The sequence below is a fragment of the Streptomyces sp. SLBN-8D4 genome, assembly GCF_049739545.1.
Lineage (GTDB): Bacteria > Actinomycetota > Actinomycetes > Streptomycetales > Streptomycetaceae > Streptomyces > Streptomyces canus_C.
Genome location: NZ_JBMGQC010000001.1, coordinates 7,888,850 through 7,904,965 on the forward strand (window position 1 = coordinate 7,888,850; position 16,116 = coordinate 7,904,965).

General features: G+C 69.8%; 17 protein-coding genes and 1 pseudogene. 13 read left to right on the forward strand and 5 right to left on the reverse strand.

Going from position 1 to position 16,116, the window contains the following annotated elements:
- A complete protein-coding gene (locus RKD20_RS35855; protein ID WP_424881336.1) occupies positions 1–588 on the reverse strand; it encodes a pyridoxamine 5'-phosphate oxidase family protein in 588 nt (195 codons plus the stop codon).
- A 131-nt stretch (positions 589–719) separates the two neighbouring features.
- Positions 720–1,160: pseudogene (locus tag RKD20_RS35860) on the reverse strand (hypothetical protein); the annotation flags it as partial.
- 219 nt (positions 1,161–1,379) lie between these two features.
- On the opposite strand from RKD20_RS35860, the gene argH reads away from it, so the two are divergent.
- The 4 genes from argH to RKD20_RS35880 all read left to right on the forward strand — a co-directional run bounded on the left by argH (position 1,380) and on the right by RKD20_RS35880 (position 6,070).
- Positions 1,380–2,804 (forward strand): argininosuccinate lyase, encoded by a 1,425-nt coding sequence (gene argH / locus RKD20_RS35865; RefSeq protein WP_424881337.1) that lies wholly within the window; start codon positions 1,380–1,382, stop codon positions 2,802–2,804.
- Between the two features lie 129 nt (positions 2,805–2,933).
- Positions 2,934–3,905 (forward strand): aldo/keto reductase, encoded by a 972-nt coding sequence (locus RKD20_RS35870; protein WP_424881338.1) that lies wholly within the window; start codon positions 2,934–2,936, stop codon positions 3,903–3,905.
- 81 nt (positions 3,906–3,986) lie between these two features.
- Positions 3,987–4,550, forward strand: coding sequence for a TetR/AcrR family transcriptional regulator (locus tag RKD20_RS35875; protein ID WP_020117629.1), 564 nt, complete (start codon positions 3,987–3,989; stop codon positions 4,548–4,550).
- Positions 4,547–6,070 carry an MFS transporter gene (locus tag RKD20_RS35880; protein WP_424881339.1) on the forward strand — a complete coding sequence of 508 codons (1,524 nt, stop codon included), beginning with the start codon at positions 4,547–4,549 and terminating at the stop codon, positions 6,068–6,070. Before RKD20_RS35875 ends, RKD20_RS35880 begins: the two co-directional genes overlap by 4 nt.
- Before the next feature lie 55 nt (positions 6,071–6,125).
- Here the strand turns inward: RKD20_RS35880 and RKD20_RS35885 are convergent, their stop codons facing one another.
- Entirely contained in the window at positions 6,126–6,797 is a 672-nt protein-coding gene (locus tag RKD20_RS35885; RefSeq protein ID WP_020117627.1) for a lysophospholipid acyltransferase family protein, read from the reverse strand.
- Between the two features lie 371 nt (positions 6,798–7,168).
- Here RKD20_RS35885 and RKD20_RS35890 point away from each other — a divergent pair, with 371 nt between their 5' ends.
- From RKD20_RS35890 to RKD20_RS35900, 3 genes are all read left to right on the forward strand, one after another.
- Complete coding sequence (locus RKD20_RS35890; protein ID WP_424881340.1) at positions 7,169–8,335, forward strand: glycerophosphodiester phosphodiesterase; 1,167 nt, start codon at positions 7,169–7,171, stop codon at positions 8,333–8,335.
- A gap of 75 nt (positions 8,336–8,410) precedes the next feature.
- Complete coding sequence (locus tag RKD20_RS35895; RefSeq protein WP_020117625.1) at positions 8,411–8,917, forward strand: sigma-70 family RNA polymerase sigma factor; 507 nt, start codon at positions 8,411–8,413, stop codon at positions 8,915–8,917.
- A 45-nt stretch (positions 8,918–8,962) separates the two neighbouring features.
- Complete coding sequence (locus RKD20_RS35900) at positions 8,963–9,460, forward strand: GNAT family N-acetyltransferase (protein ID WP_359433696.1); 498 nt, start codon at positions 8,963–8,965, stop codon at positions 9,458–9,460.
- A 35-nt stretch (positions 9,461–9,495) separates the two neighbouring features.
- Here RKD20_RS35900 and RKD20_RS35905 read toward each other — a convergent pair whose 3' ends face one another.
- Together RKD20_RS35905 and RKD20_RS35910 are read right to left on the reverse strand one after the other, a co-directional pair.
- Positions 9,496–9,921, reverse strand: a complete 426-nt coding sequence (locus RKD20_RS35905; protein ID WP_424881341.1) for a hypothetical protein — start codon at positions 9,919–9,921, stop codon at positions 9,496–9,498.
- Positions 9,902–10,261 (reverse strand): hypothetical protein, encoded by a 360-nt coding sequence (locus RKD20_RS35910; RefSeq protein ID WP_028807693.1) that lies wholly within the window; start codon positions 10,259–10,261, stop codon positions 9,902–9,904. Before RKD20_RS35910 ends, RKD20_RS35905 begins: the two co-directional genes overlap by 20 nt.
- 69 nt (positions 10,262–10,330) lie before the next feature.
- Between RKD20_RS35910 and RKD20_RS35915 the strand changes: the two genes are divergently transcribed.
- The 6 genes from RKD20_RS35915 (at position 10,331) to cbiE (ending at position 16,075) form a co-directional block, all read left to right on the forward strand.
- Entirely contained in the window at positions 10,331–10,981 is a 651-nt protein-coding gene (locus RKD20_RS35915) for an HAD family hydrolase (protein ID WP_424881342.1), read from the forward strand.
- Positions 10,982–11,301: 320 nt separating this feature from the next.
- A complete protein-coding gene (locus RKD20_RS35920) occupies positions 11,302–12,333 on the forward strand; it encodes a methionine ABC transporter ATP-binding protein (RefSeq protein ID WP_424881343.1) in 1,032 nt (343 codons plus the stop codon).
- Positions 12,330–13,055, forward strand: coding sequence for a methionine ABC transporter permease (locus RKD20_RS35925; protein ID WP_424881344.1), 726 nt, complete (start codon positions 12,330–12,332; stop codon positions 13,053–13,055). The genes RKD20_RS35920 and RKD20_RS35925 overlap by 4 nt, the downstream gene beginning before the upstream one ends.
- A gap of 66 nt (positions 13,056–13,121) precedes the next feature.
- Positions 13,122–13,952 (forward strand): MetQ/NlpA family ABC transporter substrate-binding protein, encoded by an 831-nt coding sequence (locus tag RKD20_RS35930; RefSeq protein ID WP_424881345.1) that lies wholly within the window; start codon positions 13,122–13,124, stop codon positions 13,950–13,952.
- Between the two features lie 154 nt (positions 13,953–14,106).
- Positions 14,107–14,745: a GNAT family N-acetyltransferase gene (locus RKD20_RS35935; RefSeq protein WP_424881346.1), complete on the forward strand. Its 639-nt coding sequence runs from the start codon at positions 14,107–14,109 to the stop codon at positions 14,743–14,745.
- A gap of 118 nt (positions 14,746–14,863) precedes the next feature.
- Positions 14,864–16,075, forward strand: a complete 1,212-nt coding sequence (gene cbiE, locus RKD20_RS35940; protein ID WP_359433687.1) for a precorrin-6y C5,15-methyltransferase (decarboxylating) subunit CbiE — start codon at positions 14,864–14,866, stop codon at positions 16,073–16,075.
- Positions 16,076–16,116: the final 41 nt, after the last annotated feature.

Consider the following 16,116-nt stretch of genomic DNA (forward strand, 5'->3'; position numbering starts at 1 on the left):
TCAGACCGCGGACGGCGGCAACGGCAACGGCAGCCCCGGCAGCCCGTCCAGGCTCGTGGCGATGTGCTCCTTCTTGCTGAAGTACTCACTGAGCGACACGTCGTCCTCACGTGAGAACCGCCTGCCGTGCAGGTCGCGCTCGCCCTCGTACGCCATGTACGGCACCGCGTAACCGCAGGAGTCCCGGACCAGTTCGGCCGTCACGACGACGATCGCCCGCAGTCCGTGCGCGGTGGGGTCGATGTCCGGGAAGTGCGCGAGCAGTTCCTTGAACCGCGGGTCGTCGCGGAAGACCGGCTCGCCGCGACCGTGCACCCGGACGATGTTCGGCGGCCCCTGGAACGCGCACCACATGAGGGTGATCCGGCCGTTCTCCCGCAGATGCGCGACCGTCTCGGCGGTGGAACCGGCGAAGTCGAGGTAGGCCACGGTGAGTTCGTCGAGGACCGCGAAGCAGCCGCGTAGGCCCTTGGGGGAGAGGTTGACCGTGCCGTCGCCGGACAGGGGAGCGGTCGCGGTGAAGAAGAGGGGCTGCGCCTCGATGAAGGAGCGGAGCCGGTCGTCTATGCGCTCATAAGTCTTTCCCATGTCTAAGCATTATGGGCGCAGACCTTTCGCCTGTCTAAGGAATTCGGGCGTCGGCTTGTCCCGACGACGCCCGTGGCCGCCCCGGCCGGCGCTCACACGGGGCGGCCACAGCGCCTGTCACGTCACTTGGTGAGCGTGCAGGCGGCCAGGGAGTCGAGGCCCTGCGGCTTCTCCGCGGTCCGGCCGATGGAGATGGCGATGCGGTCGATGGTCGACTTCCGCTTGTCGGCCAGCGGGCCGAGGATGGCGTTGTTGACGAAGTTCGGGCCGCCCTGGCCGACGGTGTCGACGAGCCGCTTGTTTGCCTCGTTGATCTGGGTCTGCAGGAGGGTGAGGTTGCGGGTGACCTCGGCCTGGGCGGTGGCCGGGATCGCGGGCAGCTTCGAGGCCACGTCCGGGCAGGAGATCGTGCCGGGGCCGGCGGCCAGCGTGCGGGCGCCCGTGGTGCTGCTCTTGGAGGTCTCCCCGGCGAGGGCGGTACCGGCGACGATCGCCCCGGTCAGTGCCACGGCGGCGGCGCCGCCGATGATCGCCACGCGGCGCTTGTTGTACTTCGGAAGAGCCCTGGACATGCGGATGCCTCACTCGGGGTCGGGAAGTGGTCTTCGTTTACAAACGCGGCGCCTGCGTTCGGCGTGGAATACGGGCAAGCGGTTTCCGGTGTTCAAAGGGACCGCAAATTCTCTGCCGCCCCGGAGTATGGAGGCGGGCCCGAGTCCGAATTGACGAATCATGCAGGGCTCTGCATAATCATGCAGGACGGTGGAGTGCAGCGGTGAGGAGCAACGCAAGTGAGCAGCAACAGCGGTGATGTCCGGCTCTGGGGCGGTCGTTTCGCCGACGGTCCCGCCGAGGCGCTGGCGAAGCTGTCCGCGTCCGTCCACTTCGACTGGCGCCTCGCGCCGTACGACATCGCCGGTTCGCGTGCCCACGCGCGCGTGCTGCACAAGGCGGGCCTCCTGAGCGAGGACGAGCTCCAGCGCATGCTCGCCGGACTCGACCGGCTGGAGGCCGACGTGGCCGACGGCTCCTTCGTGGGCACGATCACCGACGAGGACTGCCACACGGCCCTGGAGCGGGGCCTGCTGGAGCGGGTCGGTCCCGATCTCGGCGGCAAGCTCCGCGCCGGCCGTTCCCGCAACGACCAGATCGCGACCCTCTTCCGGATGTACCTCCGGGACCATGCCCGGATCATCGGCGGCCTGATCGCCGAACTCCAGGACGCCCTGGTCGGGCTGGCGGAGGCCCACCCGGACGTGGCGATGCCCGGCCGCACCCACCTGCAGCACGCCCAGCCGGTGCTGTTCGCCCACCACGTCCTGGCCCACGTCCAGTCCCTGTCCCGGGACGCGGAGCGGCTGCGCCAGTGGGACGAGCGCACGGCCGTCTCGCCGTACGGCTCGGGCGCTCTGGCCGGTTCCTCGCTGGGCCTGGACCCGGAGGCGGTCGCGAAGGACCTCGGCTTCGAGCACGGCAGCGTCGGCAACTCCATCGACGGCACGGCCTCCCGTGACTTCGTCGCCGAGTTCGCCTTCATCACCGCGATGATCGGCGTCAACCTCTCCCGGATCGCCGAGGAGATCATCATCTGGAACACGAAGGAGTTCTCCTTCGTGACCCTGCACGACGCGTTCTCCACGGGCTCGTCGATCATGCCGCAGAAGAAGAACCCGGACATCGCGGAGCTGGCGCGCGGCAAGAGCGGCCGTCTGATCGGCAACCTGACGGGTCTGATGGCGACGTTGAAGGCGCTGCCCCTCGCCTACAACCGCGACCTCCAGGAGGACAAGGAGCCCGTCTTCGACTCCTGCGACCAGCTGGAGGTCCTGCTCCCCGCCTTCACCGGCATGATGGCGACCCTCACGGTCAACCGCGAGCGCATGGAGGAACTGGCCCCGGCCGGCTTCTCCCTCGCCACCGACATCGCCGAGTGGCTGGTCAGGCAGGGCGTGCCCTTCCGTGTGGCCCACGAGGTCGCCGGCGAGTGCGTCAAGGCGGCGGAGGCCGAGGGCAAGGAGCTGAACGACCTGACGGACGACCAGTTCGCCAAGATCTCCAGCCACCTGACCCCCGAGGTGCGGACCGTCCTCAACGTCCGCGGCGCGCTGGCGTCCCGCAACGGCCGGGGCGGCACGGCCCCGAGCGCGGTGGCGATCCAGCTGACTGAAGTGAAGGCGGACGTGGCGGCTCAACACCGGTGGGCCAAGCACCCCTAGGGGCGCGGGGCTGTATCGATTTGCGGCTCCGCCGCGCGGGCGCGACCAGCCCCCCACAGACCCGCACACGCCAGAATACGGATCAACCCACCCCCTGAGGCGAAGGGCATCCCGAGCTACGTTGTCGGTATGCCCTTCGCCCGCCTTGCCACAGCGACGACCCCCACCTGCCACATCGGCCTCGGCCTGGCCGCGGTCGGCCGGCCCGGCTACATCAACCTGGGCCGAGACGAAGACCTGGGACACAACCGGAGCGTCGAGACGCTTCGGGCCCGCACCCACGAACTCCTCGACGCCGCCTACTTCCAGGGCGTCCGCTACTTCGACGTGGCCCGCTCCTACGGCCGCTCCGAGGAGTTCCTCGCCGACTGGCTCAAGAAGAACCCCCAGATCGACGACGTGGTCATCGGCAGCAAATGGGGCTACACCTACACCGCCGACTGGACCACCGACGCCGAGAAGCACGAGGTCAAGGACCACAGCGTCCAGACGTACGACCGCCAGCGCGCCGAATCCGCCGACCTGCTCGGCGACCGCCTCGACCTCTACCAGATCCACTCGGTGACCCCGGACAGCCCCGCCCTCACCGACAGGCAACTCCACGCGAGGCTCGCGGAGGCGGCGGCCCAGGGCACCACGATCGGCTTCTCCACCAGCGGTCCCGCCCAGGCGGACGCCATCCGCGCCGCCCTCGCCTTGACGGTCGACGGCGAGCCCCTCTTCCGTACCGTCCAGTCGACGTACAACGCCCTGGAGACCTCGGCCGCCCCCGCCCTCGCCGAGGCCCACGACGCCGGTCTCACGGTGATCGTCAAGGAGGGCATGGCCAACGGCAGGCTCGCCGGACCGCACGCCCCGGACGCTCTCCGGGCGGTGGCCGAGGAGACCTCTCTGGGCTGTGACGCCGTGGCCCTCGCGCTCGTCCTGCGGCAGCCCTGGGCCGGAGTCGTCCTCTCGGGAGCCGCCACCACCGCCCAGCTGTCGTCCAATCTGCACGCCGCCGTCGTGGACCTGGACGACGAGCAGCTGTCCCGGCTCGCGGCACTGGTGGAGGAGCCGCAGGTGTACTGGGAGCGGCGCGGGCAGCTGCCCTGGCACTGAGAGAAGCCACCTCAACGGCAGCCGTGAGACACCCATACCTCGTGTGAGACAAGAATGTCTCACACGAGGTATCGTTGTCTCATGGCTGTCGATCGTGACCACGTGCTGCGCAGTGCCGCGGCCCTGCTGACCCGCAAATCCACCGCGACCATGGACGAGGTCGCCAAGGCCGCCGGGATCAGCCGGGCCACGCTGCACCGCCACTTCGCGGGACGGGACGCGCTCGTCCGGGCCCTGGAGGAGCACGGCATCGCCGAGTGCGAGGCGGCGCTCGACACGGCCCGCCTGGACGAGGGGCCCGCGAGCGACGCCGTACGCAGGCTCGTGCGGGAGATCGAACCCGTCGCCGGGCTGCTGGCCTTCCTCTACGGCGAGAACGAGCTGTGGGAGGACGGCGGAGGCGACCCCTGGTCGCGACTGGACCTCCGGATCGCCTCGGTGTTCGTACGCGGCCAGCAGAACGGCGAGTTCCGCATCGACCTCAGCCCGGTCTGGCTCACCGAAGCGCTCTACGGACTGGTCGCCTCGTGCGCCTGGGCCGCTCAGGCGGGCCGCGTGGCTCCCAAGGACTTCACCCACATGATCACCGAGCTGCTGCTCGGTGGCGCACTACGTCATTCCGCACGACCGAGAGAGGAATCATGACCAGCACCCTGCAGCCGGCGACCACGACCGAGGCGGTGAAGCGTCCCGGCCGTTGGCTCGCGCTGTCCGTCCTGGTGCTCGCCGTGCTGCTGGTGGCCGTCGACGCGACCGTCCTCGGCCTCGCGACCCCGTACATCAGCGAGGACCTGAGGCCCACCGGGACCCAGCTCCTGTGGATCGGTGACGTCTACTCGTTCGTCATCGCGGGCCTGCTGGTGTCGATGGGCAGCCTCGGCGACCGCATCGGCCGCAAGCGGATCCTGCTGCTGGGCGCGACGGCGTTCGGCGCGATATCGGTCCTCAACGCCTACGCGGCGACACCGGAGCTGCTGATCCTGGCGCGGGCGCTGCTCGGCGTCGCCGGCGCGACCCTCATGCCCGCCACCCTGGCCCTGATCCGCAACCTCTTCCACGACCCGCGCGAACGCAGCCTCGCCGTCGGCGTCTGGGGCGCGACCGCCTCCGCCGGTACGGCGATCGGACCGATCGTCGGCGGCTTCCTCCTCGAACACTTCTGGTGGGGCTCGGTCTTCCTGATCAACCTGCCGGTGATGGCGGTCCTGGTCCTCGTCGGCGTCAAGCTGCTGCCGGAGTCCCGCAATCCGAACCCGGGCCCCTGGGACATGACCAGCGTGGCACTGTCCCTGGTCGGCATGATCGGCGTGGTCTACGCGGTCAAGGAGTTCGCCGCGCACGGCATCACGTGGGAGCCGCTGGCCGCGGGCGCCCTGGGCGCGGCAGCGCTCTGTGCCTTCGTCCGCCGCCAGTTGACCCTCCCGGCCCCGCTCCTGGACATGCGTCTCTTCCGCAACCACGGCTTCAGCGGCGCCGTCCTGGCCGACCTGCTCACCATCCTCGGCCTGTCCGGCCTGGTCTTCTTCCTCTCCCAGTACCTGCAACTCGTGCAGGGCATGGGCCCGTTGAAGGCGGGCCTGGCGGAACTCCCGGCCGCGGTGGGCGCGGTGGCGGCGGGCCTGGTGGCCGGTACGGTCGCCCGCAGGTACTCGGTACGCGCGGTGGTCTCCGGCGGCCTCGCGGCCATCGGGCTGGCCCTGGCGTCACTGACCCTGCTCGACCAGTCCACGGGCTACCCGATTCTGGGCGCGGCCCTGCTGGTCGTGGGCGTGGGCGCGGGCTTCTCGTTCACGGTGACCGCCGACGTGATCCTGTCGAGCGTCCCGAAGGAACAGGCGGGCGCGGCCTCGGCGGTCTCCGAGACGGCGTACGAACTGGGCGCGGCCCTGGGCATCGCGGTACTGGGCTCGATCGTGACGGGCGTGTACCGGGGCTTCGCGGCTCCGACGGGTACTCCGGACGGCGCACACGAGTCACTGGGCGGGGCGGTGGAAGCGGCGTCGGTGATGCCGGCGAACACGGCTCAGCACATGCTGTCGTCAGCTCGGGAGTCCTTTGTGGACGGCCTCGCGACCGCCGCGGGTGCTGGGGCGGCGGTCCTGCTGGTCACGGCAGCAGCAGCCTGGTTCATGCTGAAGAACCAACGGTTGGACAAGGGCTTCTAGGGGCGCGGGGAACTGCGCGAGAAGCCCCACGGACCCGCGCCCGACGACGAACCGGCTACGCAGCCTTCGCCTTCGTCGCGTACATGTCCACGTACTCCTGGCCGGACAGCCGCATGACCTCGGTCATCACCGAGTCCGTCACGGCCCGCAGCACGTAGCGGTCCCGGTCCATCCCGTCGTACCGCGAGAACTCCATCGCCTCACCGAACCGAACCGTCACGCGCCCCGGACGCGGCATCCCCGCACCCCCCGGCTGCAGCTTGTCCGTGCCGATCATCGCGAAGGGGACCACCGGCGCACCCGTCATCAGGGTCAGACGGGCGATGCCCGTACGCCCCCGGTACAGCCGGCCGTCGGGCGAGCGGGTCCCCTCGGGGTAGATCCCGAAGACCTTGCCCTCCTCCAGGACCCGGCGCCCGGTCATCAGCGCGGCCACGCCACCGCGGCCGCCGTCGCGGTCCACCGGGATCATGCCGACGCCGATGAAGAACCAGGCCATGAACCGGCCCTTGAGGGACGTGCCGGTGACGTACTCGTCCTTGCCGATGAAGAACACCTGCCGGTCGCAGACCAGCGGAAGGATCATCGAGTCGATGAAGGTGAGGTGGTTGCCGGCCAGGATGACCGGACCGTCGCCAGGGATGTGCTCCGCGCCCTCCACCCGTAGGCGGAACATCAGGCGCATGATCGGTCCGAGCACTGCCTTGATGAGCGCGAAGCGGGACAACGGGCCCTCCGGTGTCAAGAGAACGACCAGGGAAACTGTATGAGTCTGTGCAGGTGAGGACATTACTCGCGGCTCGGGGGGTCGTGCACATCGGGCGCCCGGGGTTCACCGAGGTCTTACGCACTGTTGACACTCGTTTACCTGCGGTTGAACCCCGTTGCCTCCCGGAAACCCGGGCGGAACGATGTGACGGAGGTCGCCCCGACGGACGCGTACCCCGCCCCTCCGCCATGAAGCCGACGAACCATCAGACATCTGTTCCCATACGACATCCCGCGTCACCCGCGTGTTCCGCGGGAGGTCTCCCGTCCGTCACGGACCCCGACCTACGATCGGCCCGCATCGAAGAGGCGACGGCAGGAGGGGTCCCCATGGGATCGCAGGACGAGCACACGGACGGCACCGGACGACGGGCACTTCTCGGGGCCGCGATGTTCGGCGCCGGGGGAGCGGTCCTCGGCCTCTCCGGTACGGCGAGAGCCGCGACCGCCGGATCCGCCGGGCACGGCGGCGGGCTGAAGAGCCTGCCCGTGCCGACGATCATCGGCCATCGGGGTGCCAGCGGCTACCGCCCCGAGCACACCTTCGGCTCCTACCAGCTCGCCCTCGACCTGGGCGCCGACATCGTCGAGGCCGGCGACCTCGTCCCCACCAGGCACGGTCACCTGGTCTGCCGCCACGAACCGGAGATCGGCGGCACGACCGACGTCGCCGACCACAAGGAGTTCGCCGACCGCAAGAGGACCAAGGTCCTCGACGGCGTCTCCGTCACCGGCTGGTTCACCGAGGACTTCACGCTCGCCGAGCTCAAGACGCTCCGCGCGATCGAGCGCATCCCGGCCAACCGCCCGCACAACACGCTCTACAACGGCCGCTGGGAGATCCCCACCTTCGAGGAAGTCCTCAAGTGGCAGGACGAGCAGACCCGCAGGCGCGGCAAGCAGGTCTGGATCTACCCCGAGACCAAGCATCCCACCTACTTCCGGGGGCTCGGTCTGGGCCTTGAGGAGCGTGTCGCGAAGCTGCTGCACAAGCACGGCAAGGCCAGGCGCAACTCCCCGGTCATCCTCCAGTCCTTCGAGCCGACCAGCATCCAGCGCCTGAACAAGCTCGTCGACAACCCCCTGGTCGTCCTCCTGTCCGCCGCGAACACCCGCCCCTGGGACTTCGTCGCGACGGGCGACCCGCGCACGGTCGCCGACCTGATCACCCCCAAGGGCCTCAGGGAGATCGCGGGCTACGCCCAGGGCATCGGCCCGACCCTCGACCTGGTCATCACGAAGAAGGCCGACGGAAGCCTCGACAAGGAGACCACCCTGGTCGCCGACGCGCACAAGGTCGGGCTGATCCTGCACCCCTACACCATGCGCAACGAGAACCCCTTCCTGCCGGCGGAGTACCGCAAGGGCACGGACGCGGACGCCTACGGAGACGCCTTCGGCGCGTTCAAGCGGTACTTCGCCACCGGCATCGACGGCGTCTTCACCGACAACGCGGACACCGGAGTCCTGGCACGTCAGGACTTCGTCAACGGCTGAGCCGGCGGCCCCCGATGGGGGTGACTTACGGCCGCCCGGGCAACCCACGACCCGGGCGGCCGTGTCGTACCGCATATGACGCCCGACCTGGTCACCACCCTGCGCCCGCTGCTCACCGCCGAGGCCTCCGCTGAGGCACATGCCTCCGGTACGGAACCCGCCGATCTGGAACAGGCGGTCTGGCTCCGGCTCCTGGAGCACCTGGAGACCCAGGGCCCGCCCCTCGACCCGCCCGGCTGGCTCCGCCGCGCCGTCCGCTCCGAGTCCCGCCGCAGCCGTCGTACGACCCGCCTCGAACGGCCCTACGACACCGAGCCCGCGGCCGACGCCGACCGCACCCCCGAGCAGCTCACCCTCGCCGCGGCCCGGCGCAGGGCCCTGCACGACGCGGTACGCCGACTGCCCGGCCGCTGCCCCTCGCTGATCGCGGCCCTCCTGTCCCCGAGGGACCTCACCTACCGCGAGATCGCGGGGGAGTTGGGTATCTCACAGGGCAGTCTTGGTCCGGAACGTTCCAGATGCCTGGGATGTCTGCGACGACTGCTTGCACCGGAGGTTGCGACACGCCGAACGCGGGGATAGGAGTGGGGGACAACAGGCGATCAGGTGAGCGGGAGGCGTGCGCACATGGGCATGAGCGTGACCATCTCTGCGGCGGCCGAGCAGGACGCGGAGCAGATCTTCAGGCTGCAGTACCTGTGCTTCCAGAGTGAGGCGGCGCTGTACGGCAACTACCGCATCGATCCGCTCGTCCAGACCCTGGACTCGGTCCGTGCCGAGGTGGCCTCGGACTGTGTCTTCGTGGCCCGTCTGGGAGACGAGGTGGTCGGCTCGGTCCGCGGCCGGGTCACCGAGGACGGCTCGGCCGCCATCGGCAAACTCTGCGTCCACCCCCGCCTCCAGGGCCACGGCATCGGCGCCCGCCTCCTCAGGGCAGCCGAATCCGCCCTCGCGGACGACCGCGGCGCCACCAGCTTCCGCCTCTTCACCGGCCACCGCAGCGAGGGCAACCTCCGCCTCTACCGCAAGGTCGGCTACCAGACCGTGGGCACGTCGGAGGGCGCGGACGGGGTCCCGATGATCGTCCTGGAGAAGCCGGCCGGCACATACGCAGCTACGGCTTGACGATTGCATGTACGGCCGGATGCCGCCCAAGAACCTCAGGCGGCATCCCCCGTGGGCGCACCTTTCCGCAACCAGTAAATGGCGGAAAGCGGCAGGAGCACGGGGATGAAGAGGTATCCGATCCCGAAGTCCGACCAGACCGTGGCATCCGGAAACGCCGAGGGCTCCACCAGCGTCCACGTGCCGACGGTCAGCACACCCAACAGCTCCACGACACAGCACACCAGCGCCGCCTTGCGTGCCGTCTCCCCACCCCGCACCAGCGAGTACGTGATGAACCCGTAGACCACCCCGGCCACCGCTGACAGCGAATACGCGAGCGGCGCCCGGTCGAAGTCGGTGGAGATCTGCACGGCCGAACGCGACACCGCCCCCACGACCATCACCCCGTACAACCACACCAGCAGCGTCCCCGGCCCACTGGTCAACCGTCGGCTCACGTCAGCTTCCCCAGATGTCATAGAGCCGTACCTCCAGAACGGCCAGCACCACCCCGCCGGCGGCAACCGTCACCGATCCCCACCGCGTCCGCTCCGCGAGCGACATGAACCCCGCCGCCGGCACACACGCGAACGCCCCCAGCAGATAGGCGACGAAGATCGTCGTCCCCTGCTCCGGCTTCTCGCCCCGTGCGAGCTGCACGATCCCGACCACCAGCTGGACCAGCGCCAGCACCGACACCACGGCCATCCCGATGAAGTGCCAGTCCTTGGTCGGCTCGTCACGGTAGGCGGCCCAGCCGCACCAGGCGGCCAGCAGCAGCGCGGCGACGCCGGTCACCAGCGTCAGGGCATCAAACATGCGGCGAGCCTATTACGGCGCAAAAGGCCTGATGCGGCCGCCCCCGCCCGGCACCGTAGGGTCGAAGGCATGAAGATCCAGGCCGAAGCCCTCCTGTTCGACAACGACGGAACGCTCGTCTCCTCCCTTGAATCCGTGCACCGCTGCTGGACGCGCTGGGCGGCGGAGTTCGGCATCACCGCCGAGGCCTTCGCACAGGTCGAACTGCACGGGCGCCCGGCCGTCGAGATAGCGGCGGACCTGCTCCCCGCCGACGTCGTGCCACGGGCCCTCGCGCGGATCGAGGAGTTGGAGGTGGAGGACGTGCCCAACGGCGGTGCTCATCTGCTGCCCGGGACCGCGCCCTTCCTGGACTCCCTGCCCGCCGACCGCTGGGCCGTCGTCACCTCCGCCACCCGCCGGCTCGCCGAGGCCCGGCTCGAGGCCGTCGGCATCCTGCCCAAGACCCTGGTCGCCGCCGACGACGTCACCCGCGGCAAGCCCGACCCCGAGCCCTATCTGCTCGCCGCCCGCGAACTCGGCGTCGACCCGTCCCGCTGTGTCGTCTTCGAGGACGCCCCCGCCGGCCTGCGCGCCGGGCGCGCCGCCGGAATGACCACCGTGGCCTTGACCACAACGCACCAGGCCCACGAGCTCGACGCCGACCTGGTGGTGGAGAACCTGTCGGCCTTGTCGGCCCTGGTCACCGCCGGGAAGGTGGAGATCTCCGTCCGGTCCTGACACCTGTCCACCGCTGTCCACTATTCGGACAACAGGTTCTTGGTCGCTCCCATACGTCTGCTTTACTGATCGCATGACCACGACGAGCTGCCGCACCCTTGCGACCGAGGCGACCCTGACGCCCGGTGCTCGTTGTATGTGTCGAATGTGCGCCTGCTAGAGGGCCCCCGCACCACCTCCTGAGCCTCGCCCCCGAAGCGAGCAGCCCCGGCACGTCCGTACGCGTTGAACGCCGTACGTGACCCATGTGCCCGCGCACGACTTCTCTCCCGTACCAGGGCACACCCACGCCCGGGTACTCGACAGTGACGGAAACCCCAGTGATCACGACAACAGGCCTGACCAAGGTCTACCGCTCGCGCGGCCGTGAGGTCACCGCCCTGGACGGCGTCGATCTGCACGTCCGCGAAGGCGAGGTGTACGGCGTCATCGGCCAGTCCGGCGCCGGCAAGTCCTCGCTCATCCGCTGCGTCAACCTGCTGGAGCGCCCCACCGCCGGCACCGTGACCGTCGCCGGGCAGGACCTCACCGCCCTCGCGGGCCGCGGCCAGCGCGCCGGCAAGGAGCTGCGGCAGGCGCGCAGCCGTATCGGCATGGTCTTCCAGCACTTCAACCTGCTGTCCACCCGGACGGTCCGGGACAACGTCGAACTGCCGCTGGAGATCCTCGGCAAGTCCGGCAAGGAGCGCTCACGCAAGGCACTCGAGCTGCTGGACCTCGTCGGACTCGCCGACCAGGTGGGCGCCTACCCGGCCCAGCTCTCCGGCGGCCAGAAGCAGCGTGTCGGCATCGCCCGCGCCCTGGCCGGCGACCCCAAGGTGCTCCTGTCCGACGAGGCCACCAGCGCCCTCGACCCCGAGACCACCCGCTCGATCCTCCAGCTGCTGCGCGACCTGAACCGGCAGCTGGGCCTCACCGTCCTGCTCATCACCCACGAGATGGACGTCGTGAAGTCGGTCTGCGACTCGGCGGCCCTGATGGAGAACGGCCGCATCGTCGAGTCCGGCACGGTCAGCGAACTACTCGCGACTCCCGGCTCCGAACTGGCCTCCGCGCTCTTCCCGGTCGGTGGCACCGCCACCGGCGAGGACCGGACCGTCGTCGACGTCACCTTCCAGGGGGACGCGGCCACCCAGCCCGTCATCTCCCAGCTCTCGCGCACCTACAACATCGACATATCGATCCTCGGCGCAGCCATCGACACCGTCGGCGGCCTCCAGGTCGGCCGGATGCGCATCGAACTGCCCGGCCGCTACGAGGACAACGTCGTGCCCGTCGGCTTCCTGCGCGAACAGGGCCTGCAGATCGATGTCGTCGGTGAGCACCAGCTGGTGAAGGAAGGTGCCAAGTGACCTGGTCCGAGATGCAGCCCCTGCTGGAGCAGGCGTGTTGGGACACCCTCTACATGGTCGGCTGGTCCACCCTCATCGCCGTCGTGGGCGGTCTGCCGCTCGGTGTCCTGCTCGTCCTCACCGACCGGGGCGGACTCCTCCAGAACGTCGTCGCGAACAAGGTCATCGGCCAGGTCGTGAACGTTGCCCGCTCGATGCCGTTCATCATCCTGATGGTCGCGCTCATGGGCTTCACCCGCTCGATCACCGGCACGACCATCGGCCGCGAGGCCGCGATCGTGCCGCTCGCCATCGGCGCGATCCCGTTCTTCGCACGGCTCGTCGAGACGGCTGTCCGCGAAGTGGACGGCGGGCTGGTCGAGGCCGTGCAGTCGATGGGCGGCAACACCTGGACGATCGTCCGCAAGGTCCTCGTACCGGAAGCACTGCCCTCGCTGATCGCCAGCACCACCACCACGATCGTCGCGCTCATCGGCTACTCCGCAATGGCCGGAACCGTCGGCGCCGGCGGCCTGGGAGACATCGCCATCCGCTACGGCTACCAGCGCTTCGAGACCCAGCTCATGTGGATCACCGTCGCGATCCTCGCCGTCGTCATCTCGCTCATCCAGTTCGCCGGCGACTTCGCGGCCCGCTCGCTGCACCGCCGCGGCGGTCGCTCCGGCCCGGCGCCGAAGCTGCGGCTGCTGAAGGCCTCGACGGCGGACACCAAGACCGTCTGACCCCTCCCGGATCTTCCCGTGCACCCCATCGCGGGATCGCTGCACCCAAAAGGAAAGGCACTTTTCGTGCGTAACACCGCAAAGCTCAGCACCGCCGTCCTCGCCGCCGGAGCCCTCACCTTCGGGCTCAGCGCCTGCGGTTCGTCCGGCTCGGGCTCCGCCTCCGACACCAGCGGACCGCTGGTCGTCGCCGCGAGCCCCACCCCGCACGCCGAGATCCTGAACTACGTCAAGGAGCACCTCGCGAAGAAGGCGGGCCTCGACCTGGAGGTCAAGGAGTTCCAGGACTACATCGTGCCGAACACGGCGACCGAGGACGGCTCGGTGGACGCCAACTACTTCCAGAACCAGCCGTACCTCGACGACTTCAACAAGAAGCGCGGCACGCACATCGTGCCCGTCGTCACGGTGCATCTGGAGCCGCTCGGCCTCTACTCCCACAAGGTGAAGAGCGCCGACGCCCTGAAGAGCGGTGCGACCGTCGCCGTTCCGAACGACGCCGTCAACGAGGCCCGCTCCCTGAAGCTGCTCGCCGCCAACGGGCTGATCACGCTCAACGACGGCGCCGGCAGCGAAGCGACGCCCCGGGACATCACCAAGAACCCGAAGAACCTCAAGTTCAAGGAGGTCGAGGCGGCCCAGACCGTGCGCTCCCTCGACGACGTGGACGCGGCGGTCGTCAACGGCAACTACGCCATCTCCGCCGACCTCAAGCCGACCAAGGACGCCCTCGTCCTGGAGTCCGCGAAGAACAGCCCCTACGGCAACTTCCTCGCGGTGAAGGACGGCAACCAGGACGACCCGCGCGTGAAGAAGCTCGCCAAGCTCCTCACCTCCCCCGAGGTCAAGAAGTTCATCGAGGACAAGTACGCCGGTTCCGTCATCGCGTCCTTCTGAACGGCGTAGCCACCGGCGCGTATACGACGTATCGCCACGCACGGGGTCCACTCGCTCACCATGTGTGGGCCCCGTGATGCGGTTCGGTGCTTTCATGCTGCATGCTGGGCAGTTCAGCAGGCCCCGCAGGTTTCCGACGGTTACGGAGTGGCGCATGAGTGGCAGCTTCCCCAACATCTCCATCAGCACGGAGCGGTTGGTGCTGCGCCCCCTCGACGAGGACGACGTGCCCGCGCTGGCCGAGATGATGAACGACGAGCAGGTGGGGGCCTGGACCGACGTGCCCCAGCCCTACAGCGAGGACCAGGCGCGCGGCTGGATCACGCAGTACGCGCCGAGCGAGCGGGAGTCCGGTCGCGGCATCAACTTCGCCGTCACCGAGTTCCTCACCCAGCGCCTGGTCGGCGTCGTCCAGCTCGCGAAGACCAACTGGCATGTCCGTTCCACGGAGTTGTCGTACATCATCGCCCCCTGGGCCCGCGGCGAGGGCTACGCCTCCGAGGCCGCGCTCGCCACCGCCCAGTGGCTGTTCACCGACCAGAAGTTCGAGCGGATCGAGCTGCGCACGGCGGCCGACAACACCGCCTCCCAGCAGGTCGCCCAGAAGATCGGCTGTATCAGCGAAGGTGTCCTGCGAGGCGCCTGCATAGCGCACGTCCGCGCCGACGACGGTACCTGGAGCGATGTCCGCACCGACTTCATCGTGTGGAGCCTGCTGCCCGAGGACCTCGACGGAGCGGGCGACCGGCTGGCCGACACGGACGGCTTCACGACGTACTCCGACTGGAACTGACCGGATTCGGACTCGGGCCGGCGAAAGCGCTCCCGAGGCGCAGCGGGTACCCTCACGGAGCCCCCCGCGGGCTGCCCACCGACGACAACCTGCGCACACCCCTGGAGACTGAGAGACGATGGCCGACCGGGTCACGGTGATCGGCTGGGACGGCTCGCCGCTGACCGCCGCGGCACGCTCCGCCCTCGGCGCCGCCACGCTGGTCGCGGGCGCCGCCCACCACCTCGCACTCCCCGAGGTGCCCCCCACCGCCGAACGCATCCGCCTCGGCAGCGTCGCCCTCGCCGCCCGCCGTATCACCGGCCACCGCGGCACCGCGGTCGTGCTCGCCGACGGCGATCCCGGGTTCTTCGGAGTCGTACGGACCCTGCGCGCACCCGAGTTCGGCCTGGAGGTCGAGGTCGTCCCCGGTGTCTCCTCGGTCGCCGCCGCCTTCGCCCGCGCCGGTATGGCCTGGGACGACGCCCAGGTGGTCGTCGCCCACCGGCGCACCCTGCGCCGCGCGGTGAACGTGTGCCGGGCGCACCCCAAGGTCGCCGTCCTCACCTCGCCCGGCGCCGGCCCCGCCGAACTCGGCCTGCTGATGGAGGGCGTCCACCGCACCTTCGTCATCTGCGAGGAGCTGGGCACCGACCGCGAACAGGTCACCGTCGTCACCTCCGACAAGGCCGCCGACCACACCTGGCGCGACCCCAACCTCGTCATTGTCATCGGCGGCACGGCCGCCGTCACGGAGGACGGCGGCTGGATCGCGGGCCGTGACCCGGCCGCCACGCCCCGCGGCTGGACCCTGCCCGCCGAGGCCTACGGCGGCCTCATGGGCGAAGGCGAACTGGAACCGCTCCGCGCGGCCCAACTCGCCCGACTGGGACCGCGCGTCGGCGACCTCGTGTGGGACATCGGCTGCGGCAGCGGCGCCTTCGCCACCGAGGCCGCCCGGGCCGGGGCCGCCGTCATCGCCGTCGACCGCGATCTGAGGGCCTGCGAGCGCACCGAGGCCAACGCCCGCGCCTTCGGACTGCAGGTCCAGATCGTCCCCGGCATCGCCCCGCACGTCCTGGAGAACCTGCCCGAACCGGACGTCGTCCGCGTCGGCGGCGGGGGAGTGGCCGTGGTCTCCGCGGTCGCCGACCGGCGTCCGCAGCGCATCGTCGCCCACGCGGCCACCCGCGACGAGGCCGAACTCGTCGGCCGGGACCTCACCGAGCACGGCTACCGCGTCGAGTGCGCCCTCCTCCAGTCAGTCGAACTCGACACCCGGGCCTGGACGGAGACGGAGCGGAGTGTCGCGTTCCTGCTCAGCGGGGTCCTGCCGGACCGTACGGCCTGACGCCGCTCGTCGCGCTTTCGCCGTCCCCGTGATCCTGTTGT